This is a genomic window from Vibrio sp. 2130-1, from assembly GCF_033339515.1.
Map to the genome: position 1 here is coordinate 64,998 of NZ_JAWOUT010000010.1, position 15,792 is coordinate 80,789.

General features: G+C 43.5%; 13 protein-coding genes. 6 read left to right on the forward strand and 7 right to left on the reverse strand.

Translation table 11 applies throughout. The features are described 5' to 3' along the window. Positions 1 to 181: 181 nt before the first annotated feature. Positions 182 to 1,438, reverse strand: coding sequence for a D-amino acid dehydrogenase (locus R7Q09_RS15930; RefSeq protein ID WP_017820572.1), 1,257 nt, complete (start codon positions 1,436 to 1,438; stop codon positions 182 to 184). A 106-nt stretch (positions 1,439 to 1,544) separates the two neighbouring features. On the opposite strand from R7Q09_RS15930, the gene R7Q09_RS15935 reads away from it, so the two are divergent. From R7Q09_RS15935 to R7Q09_RS15950, 4 genes are all read left to right on the forward strand, one after another. Beyond that, the gene (locus tag R7Q09_RS15935; RefSeq protein WP_151514546.1) at positions 1,545 to 2,456 is read left to right on the forward strand and encodes a LysR substrate-binding domain-containing protein; all 912 of its coding nucleotides are present in this window, start codon (positions 1,545 to 1,547) and stop codon (positions 2,454 to 2,456) included. A 117-nt stretch (positions 2,457 to 2,573) separates the two neighbouring features. Next, positions 2,574 to 3,842 carry an O-acetylhomoserine aminocarboxypropyltransferase/cysteine synthase family protein gene (locus tag R7Q09_RS15940; RefSeq protein WP_005381677.1) on the forward strand — a complete coding sequence of 423 codons (1,269 nt, stop codon included), beginning with the start codon at positions 2,574 to 2,576 and terminating at the stop codon, positions 3,840 to 3,842. A gap of 208 nt (positions 3,843 to 4,050) precedes the next feature. Next, complete coding sequence (locus R7Q09_RS15945; protein WP_318070982.1) at positions 4,051 to 5,382, forward strand: aspartate aminotransferase family protein; 1,332 nt, start codon at positions 4,051 to 4,053, stop codon at positions 5,380 to 5,382. Continuing rightward, positions 5,373 to 6,212 (forward strand): 3-keto-5-aminohexanoate cleavage protein, encoded by an 840-nt coding sequence (locus tag R7Q09_RS15950; RefSeq protein WP_318070983.1) that lies wholly within the window; start codon positions 5,373 to 5,375, stop codon positions 6,210 to 6,212. Before R7Q09_RS15945 ends, R7Q09_RS15950 begins: the two co-directional genes overlap by 10 nt. Before the next feature lie 75 nt (positions 6,213 to 6,287). Here the strand turns inward: R7Q09_RS15950 and R7Q09_RS15955 are convergent, their stop codons facing one another. The 4 genes from R7Q09_RS15955 to R7Q09_RS15970 form a co-directional block, all read right to left on the reverse strand. Continuing rightward, a complete protein-coding gene (locus R7Q09_RS15955) occupies positions 6,288 to 7,655 on the reverse strand; it encodes a Na+/H+ antiporter NhaC family protein (RefSeq protein WP_180759570.1) in 1,368 nt (455 codons plus the stop codon). A gap of 166 nt (positions 7,656 to 7,821) precedes the next feature. Continuing rightward, entirely contained in the window at positions 7,822 to 8,409 is a 588-nt protein-coding gene (locus tag R7Q09_RS15960) for a DedA family protein (protein WP_031791282.1), read from the reverse strand. 204 nt (positions 8,410 to 8,613) lie between these two features. After that, on the reverse strand, positions 8,614 to 10,149 hold the full coding sequence (locus tag R7Q09_RS15965; RefSeq protein WP_318070984.1) for a bifunctional GNAT family N-acetyltransferase/carbon-nitrogen hydrolase family protein: 1,536 nt from the start codon (positions 10,147 to 10,149) through the stop codon (positions 8,614 to 8,616). A 120-nt stretch (positions 10,150 to 10,269) separates the two neighbouring features. Then, a complete protein-coding gene (locus R7Q09_RS15970; RefSeq protein ID WP_318070985.1) occupies positions 10,270 to 11,151 on the reverse strand; it encodes a LysR family transcriptional regulator in 882 nt (293 codons plus the stop codon). 399 nt (positions 11,152 to 11,550) lie between these two features. On the opposite strand from R7Q09_RS15970, the gene R7Q09_RS15975 reads away from it, so the two are divergent. Further along, positions 11,551 to 12,114, forward strand: a complete 564-nt coding sequence (locus R7Q09_RS15975; protein WP_005381668.1) for a porin family protein — start codon at positions 11,551 to 11,553, stop codon at positions 12,112 to 12,114. A 684-nt stretch (positions 12,115 to 12,798) separates the two neighbouring features. Here the strand turns inward: R7Q09_RS15975 and R7Q09_RS15980 are convergent. Beyond that, positions 12,799 to 13,284 carry a DUF6795 domain-containing protein gene (locus R7Q09_RS15980; protein WP_213968975.1) on the reverse strand — a complete coding sequence of 162 codons (486 nt, stop codon included), beginning with the start codon at positions 13,282 to 13,284 and terminating at the stop codon, positions 12,799 to 12,801. Positions 13,285 to 14,273: 989 nt separating this feature from the next. After that, positions 14,274 to 15,113 carry a hypothetical protein gene (locus tag R7Q09_RS15985; RefSeq protein WP_140272029.1) on the reverse strand — a complete coding sequence of 280 codons (840 nt, stop codon included), beginning with the start codon at positions 15,111 to 15,113 and terminating at the stop codon, positions 14,274 to 14,276. Between the two features lie 209 nt (positions 15,114 to 15,322). Here R7Q09_RS15985 and R7Q09_RS15990 point away from each other — a divergent pair, with 209 nt between their 5' ends. Beyond that, positions 15,323 to 15,667 carry a hypothetical protein gene (locus tag R7Q09_RS15990; RefSeq protein ID WP_140272030.1) on the forward strand — a complete coding sequence of 115 codons (345 nt, stop codon included), beginning with the start codon at positions 15,323 to 15,325 and terminating at the stop codon, positions 15,665 to 15,667. Positions 15,668 to 15,792 lie beyond the last annotated feature (125 nt).

Sequence of the window (15,792 nt, forward strand, 5' to 3'; positions counted from 1 at the left end):
AGTAGTTGTTAAAATTTGGTTCTTGTTGCTTATTTGCTCCTTTTAGGTAGAAGATTTGCCTGATGATTAATTATGCAGCACATTGTCATTTAAATGTGCTGCGATTTTGATGAGTTAAAAATGCCAGTGGTTATGCATTTTGTGGAGTAAGTGTCTGCCTGTTTTTTGTTCAGTCATGTCCTCAGGCGTAACGACAAAGGTTAAGCTCCGCATTATCCATCACTTTTGTTTTTTCACCTTTCATTACGCTTGCTAGCAATTGACCTGAACCACAAGCCATCGTCCAACCCAGAGTTCCGTGTCCGGTGTTAGTAAAAAGGTTATCGTATTTAGTCGCGCCGATAATTGGTGTGCCATCAGGCGTCATTGGCCTAAAGCCGCTCCAAAACTCAGCTTGGCTGAAGTCACCACAACGAGGAAAAAGATCACGGATGACCATTTCGATGGTGTTTTTGCGCTTTTGTGGAAGGGAAGCATCAAACCCTGCTAATTCTGCGGTGCCAGCTACGCGAATTCGGTCATCAAATCGAGTCATAGCGACTTTATAGGTTTCATCCATCACAGTAGATCGAGGAGAGAAGTGTTCATCTTCCATCGGGATGGTGAGTGAATAGCCTTTGACAGGGTAGACCGGAATATCAATATCGAGTTGCTTGAGTAGCGCTGTAGAGTAGCTGCCAGAGGCCACCACATATTGGTCTGCTTTAAATTGTCCTCGGTTCGTTTGGACACCTATGATCTTTTTACCTACTGTAACCCAATTGCTTACTTCAGTATCGAACTCAAATCGGACACCGTGTGCCTTAGCAAGCTCCGTTAGTTGTTGGCAAAATTGATGGCAATCGCCCGTTTCGTCATCAGGTAGATGCAAGCCACCAACCAGTTTGTCTTTCACAAGTGCAAGCCCTGGCTCTTGTTCAATACATTGTTCGACGTCCATTAGCTTAAATCGGGTTCCGCTTTGTTCAAGGAGCTGCATGTCCTTTTCAATAGCTTGCAGCTGTTGATGTGTTCGGAATACTTGCAAGGTCCCAAACTGACGTCCTTGATACTCAATGGCGTGTTCTTGGCGTAACTGTTCTAAGCAAATACGGCTGTGGTTAGCGATCGAAAGCATGCGAGCCTTGTTAACTTGATAGCGAGGTAGGGTGCAGTTCGCGACCATTTTACTCGCCCAGCGGATCATGTCGGCATTCAGAGTGGGTTTGATTTTAAGTGGAGCATGCTCCTCCATTAACCACTTAATGGCTTTAACAGGAACACCAGGCGCAGCCCAAGGCGAAGAATAGCCATATGAGATCTGCCCGGCATTGGCGAAGCTCGTTTCCATGGCACTGCTTGGTTGGCGGTCAATGACGGTAACTTGATAGCCTGCTTGAGATAAATACCAAGCAGAGGTTAAGCCGATAACGCCGCTGCCTAATACGATGACTTCCATTGATGCACTCCACACATTTATCAGAGTGCTCAGTTTCTTTTCTTTACCTTTTGTTAACAATCGATATAAATTACACACAGCGTTTAGAAAAACTATAGGCTCAAGGATGAAAAGTAATCTGATAAGTGGCTTGTGTCTATTTAGCCAAGTCGCGGAGTACAACAGCTTTACTGGTGCTGCAAGACATTTACACCTCACCACTGGTGCCATAAGCCAACAAATTATTCATTTGGAAGCGTTATTAGGTTTTACTTTATTTGAACGCCACTCTCGCGGTACTCGTTTAACCGTAAAAGGCACTCAGTTACACCAAGCGACGCAGTTTCACTTTTCGGAACTGAGCAAATTGCTTGATGAGCTCAAAGTAGAAAAGCAAACCAATGAAATTCGTTTGAAGTTGACGCCTTCTTTTGCTTTCAAATGGTTAGTCCCAAAGCTCGAAAGCTTCCATCATGATAATCCGGATATCCAAGTACAAATCTTTGCGGAAGGTGCGCTGGTAAATAGTGAGATAAAAGACTATGACGTCGCAATTGACTATGGTCTTCATCCTTATAGAAATGCTAACGCGGAGCTGATTTTGGATGAGCATCTGCTACCGGTGATGAGTCCAAAATACCTTGAGGATCATGGCTGGCTAAAAACGTTGTTTGGTGAGCAAAAAAACTCAATGCCAGTGAAGCAATGGCAAGAGGCGACGCTACTACACGATGCGATGCCATGGGAAAAAGCGACGCGTGACTATGAGTGGCTATATTGGGCGTCAGCGATGGGGTTGGATTTTAAAACCGATATCGGACACTTTTTTAATCGAACGGATATGGCGATGTCTGCAGCCGAAGCAGGCGTTGGGATTGCGATGGCACGAATGGCACTGATTGAGGATGAATTGACGACAGAGCGTTTGGTTTCTCCATTCAAACCGATTCCTGCCAATGCAGGGTATTACTTGATCATGAACACACGTACGAATGCGACAGAAACGTTTCGTCACTGGTTACTTGGACAGTTGAATTAGCGTTTTATCTCTGTGATTCATCCCTACGTTATTTGTTGAAAAATTGGGCAATATAAGTTTTAAGCAAGGTAAGTGCTTTGCTTGCCGCTATTTGAGTGATGAAAGACAGGGAAGAACATGAAAGACGAAACGCTATCCATCCATTTTGGTTACGAAACTGACCCTACCACTAAATCTGTCGCGACGCCGATTTATCAAACAGTCGCGTACGAGTTTGACAACGCGCAGCACGGCGCTGATCTGTTTAACTTGGAAGTGCCGGGGAATATCTACACTCGCATCATGAATCCGACTAACGATGTTCTGGAAAAACGCATGGCGGCGTTAGAAGGCGGCATTGCTGGATTGGTCGTGAGTGCGGGGAGTGCAGCGATTAACTATGCAATTCTGACCTTAGCGCAAGCGGGCGATAACATCGTTTCTACGCCGCAACTTTATGGCGGTACTTATACCTTGTTTGCGCACATGCTCCCAAATCAAGGTATTCAGGTGAAGTTTGCTAAAGATGACAAGCCAGAAAGTTTGGCCGAATTAATTGATGAAAATACCAAAGCGGTGTACTGCGAGAGCATTGGTAACCCTGCGGGTAATATCATCGATTTAGAACGTGTGGCGGAGCTTGCTCATGCACAAGGCGTACCTGTGATTGTGGATAACACCGTTGCGACGCCAGTGCTTTGCAAACCCATCGAATTTGGTGCGGATATCGTAGTTCACTCTCTCACTAAATACGTTGGTGGGCATGGCACCACATTGGGTGGCGTGATTGTGGATTCAGGTAAATTCCCTTGGGCGCAGCACAAAGACCGCTTTCCTGTTTTCAACCAACCAGAACCTTCTTACCACGGCGTGGTGTATACCGAAGCGTTTGGTGAGGCGGCATTTATCGGGCGTGCGCGTACCGTACCACTGCGTAATACCGGAGCAGCATTATCACCGATGAATGCATTTATGCTTATGCAAGGGTTAGAAACGTTACCGCTGCGTATGGAGCGCCATACCGAGAACACACTCAAAGTGGCTGAATTCTTGGAACAGAATGACAAAGTCAGTTGGGTAAGTTATGCCGGATTGCCAAGTTCTGAACACTTCCATCTCGCCGAAAAATACATGAAAGGTAAGCCTTCTGCGATTTTGTCGTTTGGTTTAAAAGATGGTTATGACGCTGGTGTGCGTTTTTATGATGCTTTGAAAATCTTTAAGCGTTTGGTGAACATTGGCGATGCAAAATCATTGGCTTGCCATCCTGCATCGACGACTCATCGTCAATTGAGCGAAGCAGAACAAAAACAAGCTGGTGTGTCTCCAGAGATGATTCGTTTATCGGTGGGTATTGAACATATTGACGATATTCTAGCCGATTTAGAACAGGCACTAAACGCGTAAAACGATTCTGTTTTTAGCTTTGGGTTACCCATAGGCCAGCCTTTAAAAAAGCTGGCCTATTTTTATTTTATTGTTTAAATATCAAGGGTTTTGGTGTTTTTGGTTTGTGGTATTCCAAAAGCTCATAGAGGGTGAGATTTATTCTCTTGTCACGTTTGGGTTTGTTCCTGATGATGTGTGCAAATCTTATACATTGGAAGGGACTCAAATGTCTTACGTATTTCACCGTCATTGCCATGCTACGCTACCAATCATCGATAGAGGTGAAGGTGTTTATCTATTCGATAAGCATGGAAAGCAGTATCTCGATGCTTGTGGTGGTGCTGCGGTATCAAACCTTGGCCACAGTCATCACGCCGTTAAAAAAGCCATGTTGGAACAGCTCGAGCGAGTGCCATTTGCTCATACTGGATTTTTTACTAGTGACAACAGTGAGCGCCTAGCAGAATTGATTTGTCAGCACATGCCTGAACAGTTCAACCATGTGTACTTAGTCAGTGGAGGATCAGAAGCGGTGGAGTCGGCACTAAAAATGGCGCGGCAGTATTTCGTGGAATCAGGTAAGCCAGAGAAAAAGCAATTCATCGCGCGTCAGCAAAGTTATCACGGCAATACCTTGGGGGCTTTGGCTGTCGGAGGTAATGAATGGCGACGTGAACCGTTCAAGCCTATCTTGCATCCGAGCCATCACATTGCCCCTTGCTATGCTTATCGGTATCAGCAGACTCATGAGTCGGAATTGGATTACTCATTGCGAACGGCGAATGAACTTGAGGCAAAAATTCTTGAGTTGGGGGCTGAGAATGTAATGGCTTTTGTCGCCGAGCCTATTGTGGGAGCCACCGCTGGAGCTGTGCCTGCGACTCAAGGTTACTTCAAACGTATTCGCGAAATATGCGACCAATACGATGTGTTATTGATCTTGGATGAAGTCATGTGTGGCGTTGGGCGAAGTGGCAGTTTTTTTGCATTTGAGCAAGAAGAGGCAGAGCCCGATCTGGTTTGTATGGCTAAAGGGCTTGGTGCGGGTTATCAACCTATTGGCGCGGTGGTTGCGAATGATCGAGTCTATCAAGCTATTGCTGATGGAAGCGGTTTTTTCCAACACGGTCATACCTTTATGGCGCACCCTGTGGCGTGCGCTGCCGCCGTGGCAACAATTGAAACCATCTTCCAAGATGACTTATTAACGGCGGTGAATCGGCAAAGTGTTTTGCTGCGTAATGAGCTTACTTCTGCATTGGCCCATTTACCGTACATTGGCGACATTCGTGGTAAAGGCTTGTTTTTTGGCATTGAGCTGGTGGCGGATAAAGAAAGCAAGTCGCCTCTGAGTAAAGCCACATTGGCAGACAAACGCATCAAACAGCGAGCAATGGAAAATGGCTTAATGTGCTACCCAATGGGCGGAACGATTGATGGCGTTAATGGGTACCATATTTTGCTCGCACCGCCATTCATTATTCAGTCTCATCATATTGATGAACTAGTCGGCAAACTCTCACTGACGTTAAAAGAGGTGGCGGAGACATGGAAGTAGCAAACCAATATTTGCGAGAACCTATCGCCATTATCGTGGCTCCAAACGGCGCAAGAAAAACCAAGCATGATCACGCCAACTTACCCATGACAACGGACGAACTGGTTGCAGAGGCTATCGCTTGTCAAACAGCAGGGGCTGCCATGATCCATTTGCATGCTAGAGACGCCAACGGACGTCATTCATTAGACATCGACGACAACATGGAAATTTACCATGCCGTGAAAGAAGCGGTGGGAGAAACCATGATGGTTCAGCTCACCACAGAAGCGGTGGGTTTATATTCTCCGCCACAACAGCGGGCGTTAGTCAAAGCTGTGAAACCTGAAGCGGCTTCTTTCGCATTGAGGGAGTTAATCCCCGATCGCGCAAGTGAGAAAGAAGGGCATGCCTTTTTCCATTGGTTGGCAGAGAACAGCATCGTGAGCCAAATTATTCTCTACGATACAACCGACATTGAACGTTATTTCCAACTACGCGATGCGGGCGTGTTACCTAAAACGCATCAGCATGCATTAGTGGTGTTAGGGCGTTATCACCAAGCTCAACGGTCTTCGCCATGGGATTTACGAGGTTTGAATTTGGCGCGTTTTGTCGAGGAAGGAATTCGATGTGCCATTTGTGCTTTTGGCGCGCGAGAGCAAGACTGTTTAGCGAGTGCGATGTTACTTGGATTCGATGTGAGAGTGGGGTTTGAGAATAACCACTTCGATGTGGCAGGCGAATTAGCAATCAGCAACGCGGCTCAGGTGGAAGCTCTACGCGATGTGGCGCATTGCTTCGCGATTCCTTTACACAGTGCGCAAAGTTTGCGTTCAGTTTTAAAGTGAATCTGTTTGAAGCAAGGAAAATAAAGAAGAACGGAAAGCAAAAAGGCTCCATCGGAGCCTTTTTGGTATTTGTCGTTAGTTTTCGGTTTGCACTGCAGGTTGGCGAGCTGGGTGTTTGATAAACACCGCCACAATGGCTGCAATTGCCAGCGCGAAACAGTAGTAAGAGTTGGCAACCACTTCTAATGGAGAAAGGTTAAATACTGAGCCTAGCAACAATACTTGCGCGCCGTAAGGCAAAATGCCTTGTACCACGCACGAGAAAATATCCAACAAGCTTGCTGAGCGACGAGGAGAGACATTGTTCTCTTCCGCCAACTGACGCGCCACGCTACCCGATACGATGATGGCGACCGTATTATTTGCCGTGCAACCATTCACCATAGAAACCAAGCCCGCGATACCTAGCTCACTTGCGCGGCTGTTCGCGTGTTTTGAATGGCTAGAGCCAAACGCGTGGATCATGCTGCTCACTAAGTTGGTTAGGAAAGCAAGACCGCCTTGACGGCGCATCAACTCACTCAGACCACCAATCAGCATCGATAGTAGGAAGATTTCCTGCATGTTGCCAAAACCGCTGTACACGTCTTGCGCTAGGTTCGTTAGACCGTAGTCGTCAATCGAAACCAAACTTACGCCACCTGCCAGTAAAATACCGATAGTCAGCACAACAAATACGTTAAGCCCTGAAACCGCCAAAATCAAAATGGTGACGTACGGTAGCACTTTTAACCATTCAATTGGACCAGTCTCTGGCACTTGAGTCGCAGTGCTATTGAACGCAAAAATACCCATAGCAACCAGTGCAGCAGGCAGTGCAATGCGGATGTTCTCTTTGAACTTGTCCTTCATTTCACAGCCCTGAGAGCGTGTTGCCGCGATGGTGGTGTCAGAGATGATAGAAAGGTTATCACCAAACATCGCGCCGCTGAGCACAACACCAGCGGTTAATGGCAAGCTCATACCTGCAGATTGAGCAATGCCCAAAGCCACAGGTGCAACGGCAGCGATGGTGCCCATCGAAGTGCCCATCGCTGTCGCAATGAAGGCTGAGATCATGAAAATACCAGGCAAAATCATGCTGGTCGGAATGGCAGATAGACCTAAGTTTACGGTAGCATCGACACCGCCAGAAGCCTTTGCAACGGCAGCAAACGCACCTGCAAGCAAGTAGATCATGCACATTGCGATGATGTCTTGATGACCAACACCACGCATAAAATGTTCAATAGAGCGGTTAAGTTTCTCTTTGCTGAGAAGAAACGCAATGATGATGGCTGGTAATACCGCAATTGGTGCTGGCAGCTGGTAGAAGGCAAATTCAACGCCTTGCAAAGATAAGTACGTGCCTACGCCAATAAATAGCGTAAGGAATACGATCAATGGGATCAGAGCGACCGCAGACGGTGCAACTGTTTTAGTAGTTTGTTGGGAACCGGACATGTAAACGACAAAGATAATAATAAGAGAAGTGAGCAGACTAATCTCACCGACTTTTATTGTCAACGTCTAGACGTCTAAATGGCTGCGTAATTTTTGTATTTGGAGGAAAGAAAAAAGCTCATGGCATCTATCTTACTGATACCATGAGCCTTTATTGAAAGTGCATTTATAGCGACGATTTTGCTTTTTTTCGCTTGAGTAAGCCTAGGAGCATCAATGCGAACACAACCGCGGCGCTCGCCCAGATTGCGTATTTGTAGTGGCTATATAAATGGCTGAGTGCGCTGAGGTGCTCAAATGCAAAATGCGTAAGTAAACTGAACACCAAAACCCAAATGGTGGCAGCGAGTGCGTTGCCGAGTAAAAACTCTCTGCGTGGCATTTTTGCTATCCCACACGCCAGAGGCATAAATTGCTTCATCCCTTCAATAAATCGGCTGACCACCAAACAAGCAGGGCCATATTTTTGAATGGTGATTTGGAGCTTCTGCATTTTAGGGCCAGAGATGTAACCTTTTTTATCTAGCCATCCTTCAAAGTAGTAACCAAGTAAGTAGCCACAAGTATTGCCCAAAAAGCAGCTGAGCCAAGATATAACCATAACCATACTCAGATTCATGACTTGTTCTGAGGCCAGAATTGATGCTGCGATCATCAAAGATTGCCCAGGCATGGGAATGCCAATACCTTCAAAAAAGATGCTGACAATAAGCGCAAGGTAGCCGTACTGCTCCAGCAGAGGCTTCATGGAGATGAGTAAAGCGTTAATGTGTTCCAAATGCTTTCCTCTAATAAAATCGGAACGAAGTTGGAGTGATACTCCGAATGTCCTATTGGGTCAATTCTTGTTTCTCACCGTTGAGAAAAACTGACATGCCTCTGATAATTGCGCAGAATCAACCTGCAGCTGGCTTTACTCGCCGCCACGCTCTTTGGTAGCGGCGAACTAGGGAGATCCTTATGACTCTTTGGCTTTGGTGAATGCGCCATACAAATCAAGGCGGCGATGACGTAAGTTGGTGACAGAGCCTTCGGTATTAAGCTGTTTCAACTTAGTCAAATCAACATCAGCGAAGATTATCATTTCGGTGTTGGCGCTTGCTTCTGTCAAGGTCGCATCGTGTGGGAAATAGATATCCGACGGTGAGAATACGGCAGATTGTGCGTACTGGATATCGACATTATCAACACGAGGTAAGTTGCCGACACTGCCCCCAATTGCAACGTAGCATTCGTTTTCGATGGCTCGTGATTGGGAACAGATTCGTACTCGTTGGTAGCCATTTTTTGTGTCTGTCCAGAAAGGAACGAACACAATTTGTGCGCCTTGCTCGGCGAGCATTCTTCCCAACTCTGGGAACTCGCTGTCATAACAAATCAGTATGCCGACTTTGCCTGCATCGGTTTCGAACACCTGAACATTGTCACCACCGTCGATCACCCAATCTTTTTGCTCATGGGGCGTGATGTGAATCTTATATTGAGCGTTTATTTCACCATCTCGTTGCAGTAAGTAGGCCACATTATACAACTTGCCATCTTCGATGACGGGCATACTGCCAGCAATAATGTTGATGTTGTAGGTGACGGCCATCTGCGAGAAGCGGTTTTTGATCTCTTCTGTAAAGCTAGCCAAAAAGCGAATTGCTTCGACGGAATTTTGGTCGTTTTGCAAGCCCATCAGCGGCGCGTTAAAGAATTCAGGGAATAGGGCGAAATCGGCTTTGTAGTTCGCAAGAGAAGAAATGAAGAACTCAGCCTGATCGAGCAAGTCCTCTAAGTCATTCATGGCGCGCATTTGCCACTGCACAACACCAATACGAATCAGCGTTTTTTCTACATCATGTACGGATTGAATATCCTCTTCGTAGAAGAAGTTATCCCACTCCAGCAGAGTTGCGTAGCCTTTAGAAGCACTATCCTCTGGCAAGTAACCGCGCATAATACGTTTTACATCGAAGTCGTTTGCAAGCTGAAAAGACAAAATAGGATCGTGAAGCTCACGGCGTTTTATTTTGTCGATGTATTCAGCCACGCTCAATTCGTCAGCATTTTTGTGGTAATTCGGGATGCGACCACCGGCTAAAATTGCTTTGAAGTTTTTACTCCGGCAAAGTTCTTTACGCGCATCATACAGACGGCGACCTAAACGCAGTCCACGGTAGTCCGGGTGAACAAATACATCGAGACCATACATGGCGTCACCGGTCACTTGGTTTTGGATGACGTTGTTCTCGGTGATGATGTCGGTGTATAGGTGAGGAAGTGAAAATCGGTTGTAGTCCACTTTGATTGTTAGCGCTGCGCCGACAATTTTTCCGTTATCCTCAATACAGATTTGTCCATCAGGAAACTGATGAATGAGATCCATGATGGTCAGGCGTGGCCATGAGCCACCAACATCAGGAAAAACAAGGTCCATTAATTCCGCGAGCTCTGGGTAATCGGTCGGCTCAATGGTGCGTAAAGAGAGTCTTGGCGTGTTGCTGTCCATATCCTACTATCCATTTATCCTTTTTAAATAGTATGGATGAGAATGCCATAAATTTGAGCAGACAGATACCGAAGTCTTTGAGTTGTTTTGGTTTACCTAAACGAGCTTAAAGAAACAACATTAACTTAGTTTGCTCTTCAGCCATTCGTGAAACACCGCTACTTTTTTAGCCGAAAGTCGATAATTTGGAATCATCACGTAATAACCATAACCGCTCTGTAAAGAAAGGTTGAGAACATGCTGAATGTCCCCTCTTAAAATCGAATACTGCGCCATAAAATCGGGAAGCAAGGCGAGCCCTTTTCCCATTCTGACAGCTTCGCAAGCTAGGTAAAAATGTTCGACGCCTACAGGTTGATAGGTAACGGGAGATTCTACAGTGTAGACAGCTTTAAATTGCTCCCATAGCTGAGGGCGAGTGATTTGAGGTATAAAAGGATAATTGCTAACAGCGTGCACGCTCTCAATTGCAGGAGCATTTGTGCAACCGACTAATAACAATGTTTCTTCGCACAGTAAGTGGCTGTATTCATAATGTGTGGATAATGGAAGGCAGCGAATATGTAAATCACTTTCGTTGCTCGAATCTTTGAAGTTCCCATCCCCGGTACAGACTCTTACTCGGATGTTAGGATGTTGCTGGTGGAAGTCATCAATATTAGGTATCAACCAAAGACTGGCAAAAGAAGGGGTTACGTCCACGGTGAGTAATTCTTGCTTTGAATCTGACTGGATTAAGTTGGCAGTTGCATGCTGAATAAGCTCCAAAGCATCTGTGACTTGCGGCAGATAACGCTTGCCTTCTTCGGTTAACTCAATACCACTCGCCCCTCTTTGTATTAAAGGTAAACCCACCAATTGCTCCAGCGATGCGATTTGTTTGCTTACTGCGCTTTGCGTAATACATAGTGCATCCGCTGCTTTAGAGAAACTGAGGTAATTAGAGACCGCGACAAACGTCCTTAATGCTCGAATAGAAGGGTATTCACTGCCTTTTAACATACTTCAGTTCCATTAAACTCTGCTTAGGCAAAGAGTAGAATATTCATGGCTTGAAGCAAAGTAAGATGCAACGTATGTGTGATTAGCTTCCTTTCTTATAAAAACTAGCTAAGCATTTTTTTGACTGATTAATCTATAAGAGTATTTTAGATGTTTATTTAATTTCTTTGAAAAATCTACAAATTAACAAGAATCTTTTTCACATCAGCGATTAACCTCAATTTAGTATTGTTTATATAAAGTAAACAGACAGCTCTTTTTTTCTATTTTTGTTCGGTGATCTTTAGAGGATTGTCAGTATTCTATAAAATTAAATATATTTTTCATTAATTTAAAGTTGGCATTGCATTTGCTCTTTACTATTCGAACCTTCAATGGAACTTATATTAGGAGAACGAAATGAAAAGCAATGTTGTTACTTTGATTAGCCTTTTTTCTTTAGCTACGTTTAGTACTTTATCACATGCTGCGGACTCCAACGATCATGGTGTATATGTTGGCGCCAACTACGGTTACTTAAAAGTTGATGGACAAGATGACTTTGATGATGACAGCGATGTTATTCAAGGTTTAGTTGGTTACCGTTTTAATCCTTACTTAGCGTTGGAAGGTGGTTACATTGATTTCGGTAGCTATGGTAATAACCTAGCAAATGCCGAAACGGACGGCTATACAGCGGCTCTAAAAGTTACCGCTCCCATTGCTGATCGTGTCGACCTTTACGCAAAAGGCGGTCAAATGTGGTACTCGACGGATTACAACGTTGCGGGCTTCCAAGGCAACAAAGATGATGAAGGTGTATTCGCTGGTGCTGGTGTCGGTTTTAAAGTTACTGATAACTTCTTAGTTAACGCAGAATATATGTGGTACGACGTAGAACTCAATGCGGAGAATGTCGCGAACGGTGCAAACACGGAAACAGACTTTAACCAAGCATCACTAGGTGTAGAGTATCGCTTCTAATATAGTTAGCCGTGCTGGACTCAATAAAAGTGCGAAGCAAAATAGCTTCGCACTTTTATTATTTATCATTCAAATAATTTAAGACCGATGAAGCGTATATATAAAACGATGGCTAATTTATTTTATTGTTACTCCAGGGTATTTAATACGTTACTAGCATTACTGTTTAGCCTTTTTACTAACCTTGAAAAACAAAGCTTTATTGCTCTACAAGTAATATTAGATAGGTTAATTTCCGCATGGCCTGACATTACATTTATGTGGCCTATAATACCGCGCACGTGTTCGTTACATTCATTTTTTAGCTCTGAAATTAGCTAATTGAACCCAAGTAGCAAGGCCTACGGTCGCATCTGTTGTATTATATGATCCAGACCTGAAATTCTTAGTAAAGTCAAAGTTGAAGAGACTATTTTACTTACCCAACCATCAGTCATCCGAGCGTTATATCTATTGTTGAAGTCAAGAAATACGTTGCGTTCTAGATAAGTTTAAGGCTTAGATTGTAGTGCCGATCACTCATTACTTGTAGCGTTATTGACATAACCCGGAACAGATTTTTTCCCAGTCCATGAGCGTGGAAGTCGATACCAGAACCTCCTTCTAACCGATACTCAATATCCCCCGTAAATAAATGGACAAAGAGGAGACATAGGAACTGGAGTTGTATCATGAGTGCATTGTTTAATTTCCATATAAGTCAGAGTCTATATAACCAAATAAATTACATTGGCTGTTTACGTAGTAGTCATCGTTTTCTTCATCATCAATTGAAAAAGCAAAGTAATTAAGAGGGTTCTCAGTGTCACAAGCAAGGTTAGCCATGTTATTTTTTACGTAATCCTCTATTTTATAACCATCAAAGCTTCCTTCCCAAATAATAGTACTTTCATCATTGCTGAGTTCTGCGACTAAAACAATAGTTACATAGTGTTCAATAAGAGGAGTGCTTATGATGTTTTTATTTTCATAGACTGGAGAAAACTCAAAGCGACCAGTACTGTCTGTGAATGTAGATAAGTCTATTGATTTCCCTGACATGCTTAAACCAATACTAAGGCTAACCTTCAGGCTGCTAAGTGGTTTTCCTTTCTTTGTTAACACACCATTGATTTGCGGTGTGTATTGATTAACGTGTTCGTCATTCAATTTACTTTCTTCAAAATTCATAACAATGCTCACTAATATGACGGTAATAATTCCAGCAACTTAATTTTTCACAACAATACTTTCATTTTGAAATTTAGAAATCTATATATGTTGTGTTTCTGTTCAATATCTAAGGTTAACTTTGTGATTAGAGTTACATTATTTTTTGGTAACGACTATTTGTAGTCATTACATCTATAGAGTTGTAATGAAACAAGCGAGTAGGGACTAACAATGAATGCATCAATCAATTCATCGAGGGAGATGAGTATAGACTTTAGACTTAGATCTAGTTATCTCTTAGAAAGGATAGGTAAGCAGAAGACTTTTAAGTTGCAGGGCTTTTAGTACCATGCTCTCTGCCTTTTTGATTAGTACTTATGAACTTCTTGTTTACTGATTAATACTCAACGAGTTTGTAAACCTACATGGGCCAAAGGTATGCGGTAATCTATGTAGTAAGATTTCAGAAAGCATGAATGTTTGAAAAAAGAGACTATTTTAGTTGATACAAAAAAGGCCACCCGAAGGTGGCCTTTTCCAAACGTTTGGTGGAGCTGGCGGGACTCACCTTCAACTGCCTTAAAAAACAGTCACTTCAATAGGTTAGGGTGTTTGTGATTTTTGAGAATAACCCTTTAGTACCTTATCTTAGTACCATATGAGGCCAGTATCAATATGGAAGCTTATTATCCTAAGTTAAGGACGCCAGTTCAGCTCCCTGAATGGGAGTTGAACTGGCGTCTGAAGTTTTATAGAGAGTCACAACCTTGATATTTGCATCTGCGGCGTTATAGGAAGGTGTTCTAAAACGAAATGAAGCGAAGTGTATTTTCGCACTTCGCTAGGAATGGCATCGGCAATAGTATTTGCAATTTAATCTATTGTGCTTTAGAAACCTTTCACCGATTGTACGGTATATGTTCCAATACGTGAGTTAATTAATCTATTCATCAAAAAATCTATCAATACATTTAGCACAGCGGCAATTGCTTCATTAATAATGTAATTCATAGTTTACCTTTTTGTTTTATAATATTTTTTATTGTTTCTGTTTGGTGGGAAGTCAATGGCATCTTTTCTAATGCGAGTTGCGTTTGAATTAGGCGATTGCTTTGTCTGCGTACTTGGCACCAATCACTATCAATTTTTGCCTTAAGCCACTTATCAAACTGACTTTGCATCTTCTTAATCAGTTTTTCGATTTCTAAAGCTTGATTGGCTTTTTCATATTGATACTGCCAAGTACTCAACCGTCGTCCTTTCTCTTTTTCAATTGGTTCATAGCTCCGGTAATCTATTCCGACATGTTGCAAAACCGCATGGTTGAAAGTTTGCTTCAAGAGTTTTGTCGCGCCTTTTTTCTGCAACTCCTTCAAAACGCGCCCACGAACCACTTTGCCAATGATTAGGTGGACATGATCACCAGTGCCTTTTTGCCCTTCTTGGTTTTGCTGGTGTAATACAGCGCGGATCTGCTGTCGATACTGTGCGAACTCAGCTTTTGTCAGCTTGCAGTATTTAGCCAGCTTGATGCAGCAATCTTTGACAATGGATTGCCACTGCTCATAGCTAGGTCTGTAGCCCCTTGGCAACGTAAGGCAATATTCCATCGCGTAGCTCGATAGTGGGCGACCACCACGGCGGTTATTTAGCTGTTGCTTAAGCCTGAAATGTTCGCCTGTAAGAGCAATGCGCTTGGAGGTATCGGCACAGCCGAAGAGTGATACGAGGTCTTCGGTGTATTTGTGGTTAGCGTGTTTGGTGTTTAGAAGGTAACGTTCGCGCATCATTATGCCGTCAGATGCGAGGCGAACGGGTTGTGTTGTTACAGTCCAGTTTTTAAGCATGAATCTCTATTTTTTATAAACATAGAAATTTATTTTTGTATTTGCAAATAACCTTTGAGTTATTTTTGTTATTTATGGCAGGTTCCAGATAGGACAACCGCTTCGCGTTGTCACTGGCAAGAATGGAGACCCTTCTTAACTACCCCCTTTTCAAAAAATGCCATCGTTTGAATAAAGAAAAAATAGTTATTACTCTTTAAATAAACGATATGGAAAAAGAAACTTCCGCTTTGGATTTAATTCAACTTCTGCATGATTTAGAAGACCTTGAAACCACAGATCTTGAGAGCTTAGTGCTTGAAGGAGCGATGAACGCTGGTTTTGTTACCAAGGGTGATTCAGTGAAAAACCTATACAGACGAGCATGGGTTAAAAAAGTGACAGAACATGCTAATGATGCTTATAGATTAGAGGATGTTGCCACAGGCGAGAACTTGGCAGCTACGATCGATAACGTAAAGGCACTATTGAAAGCGAGAGAGACCAAAGTCACTGATATACTGGAATTGCTCGCTAAGCAAATATTAGATGCAACACCTCCGTATAAAAGCTGATTGGATCAGTAGCAATTTATATTTGGTTATTTGATTTAAGCGTCCGAAAGGGCGCTTTTTTGTTAGATGTCGCTGTCACCATATGAGCCGTAGGGTATAATCAGCGCAATTTTCTCAATTGTGCT

Excerpts from the sequence above, each read along its gene's own strand:
- R7Q09_RS15940 (WP_005381677.1), top strand. The coding sequence starts at position 2,574 with ATGAAAGACGAAACGCTATCCATCCATTTTGGTTACGAAACTGACCCT.
- R7Q09_RS15970 (WP_318070985.1), bottom strand. The coding sequence starts at position 11,151 with ATGTTAAAAGGCAGTGAATACCCTTCTATTCGAGCATTAAGGACGTTT.
- R7Q09_RS15975 (WP_005381668.1), top strand. The coding sequence starts at position 11,551 with ATGAAAAGCAATGTTGTTACTTTGATTAGCCTTTTTTCTTTAGCTACG.
- R7Q09_RS15930 (WP_017820572.1), bottom strand. The coding sequence starts at position 1,438 with ATGGAAGTCATCGTATTAGGCAGCGGCGTTATCGGCTTAACCTCTGCT.
- R7Q09_RS15955 (WP_180759570.1), bottom strand. The coding sequence starts at position 7,655 with ATGTCCGGTTCCCAACAAACTACTAAAACAGTTGCACCGTCTGCGGTC.
- R7Q09_RS15935 (WP_151514546.1), top strand. The coding sequence starts at position 1,545 with ATGAAAAGTAATCTGATAAGTGGCTTGTGTCTATTTAGCCAAGTCGCG.
- R7Q09_RS15945 (WP_318070982.1), top strand. The coding sequence starts at position 4,051 with ATGTCTTACGTATTTCACCGTCATTGCCATGCTACGCTACCAATCATC.
- R7Q09_RS15990 (WP_140272030.1), top strand. The coding sequence starts at position 15,323 with ATGGAAAAAGAAACTTCCGCTTTGGATTTAATTCAACTTCTGCATGAT.
- R7Q09_RS15985 (WP_140272029.1), bottom strand. The coding sequence starts at position 15,113 with ATGCTTAAAAACTGGACTGTAACAACACAACCCGTTCGCCTCGCATCT.
- R7Q09_RS15965 (WP_318070984.1), bottom strand. The coding sequence starts at position 10,149 with ATGGACAGCAACACGCCAAGACTCTCTTTACGCACCATTGAGCCGACC.
- R7Q09_RS15980 (WP_213968975.1), bottom strand. The coding sequence starts at position 13,284 with ATGAATTTTGAAGAAAGTAAATTGAATGACGAACACGTTAATCAATAC.
- R7Q09_RS15950 (WP_318070983.1), top strand. The coding sequence starts at position 5,373 with ATGGAAGTAGCAAACCAATATTTGCGAGAACCTATCGCCATTATCGTG.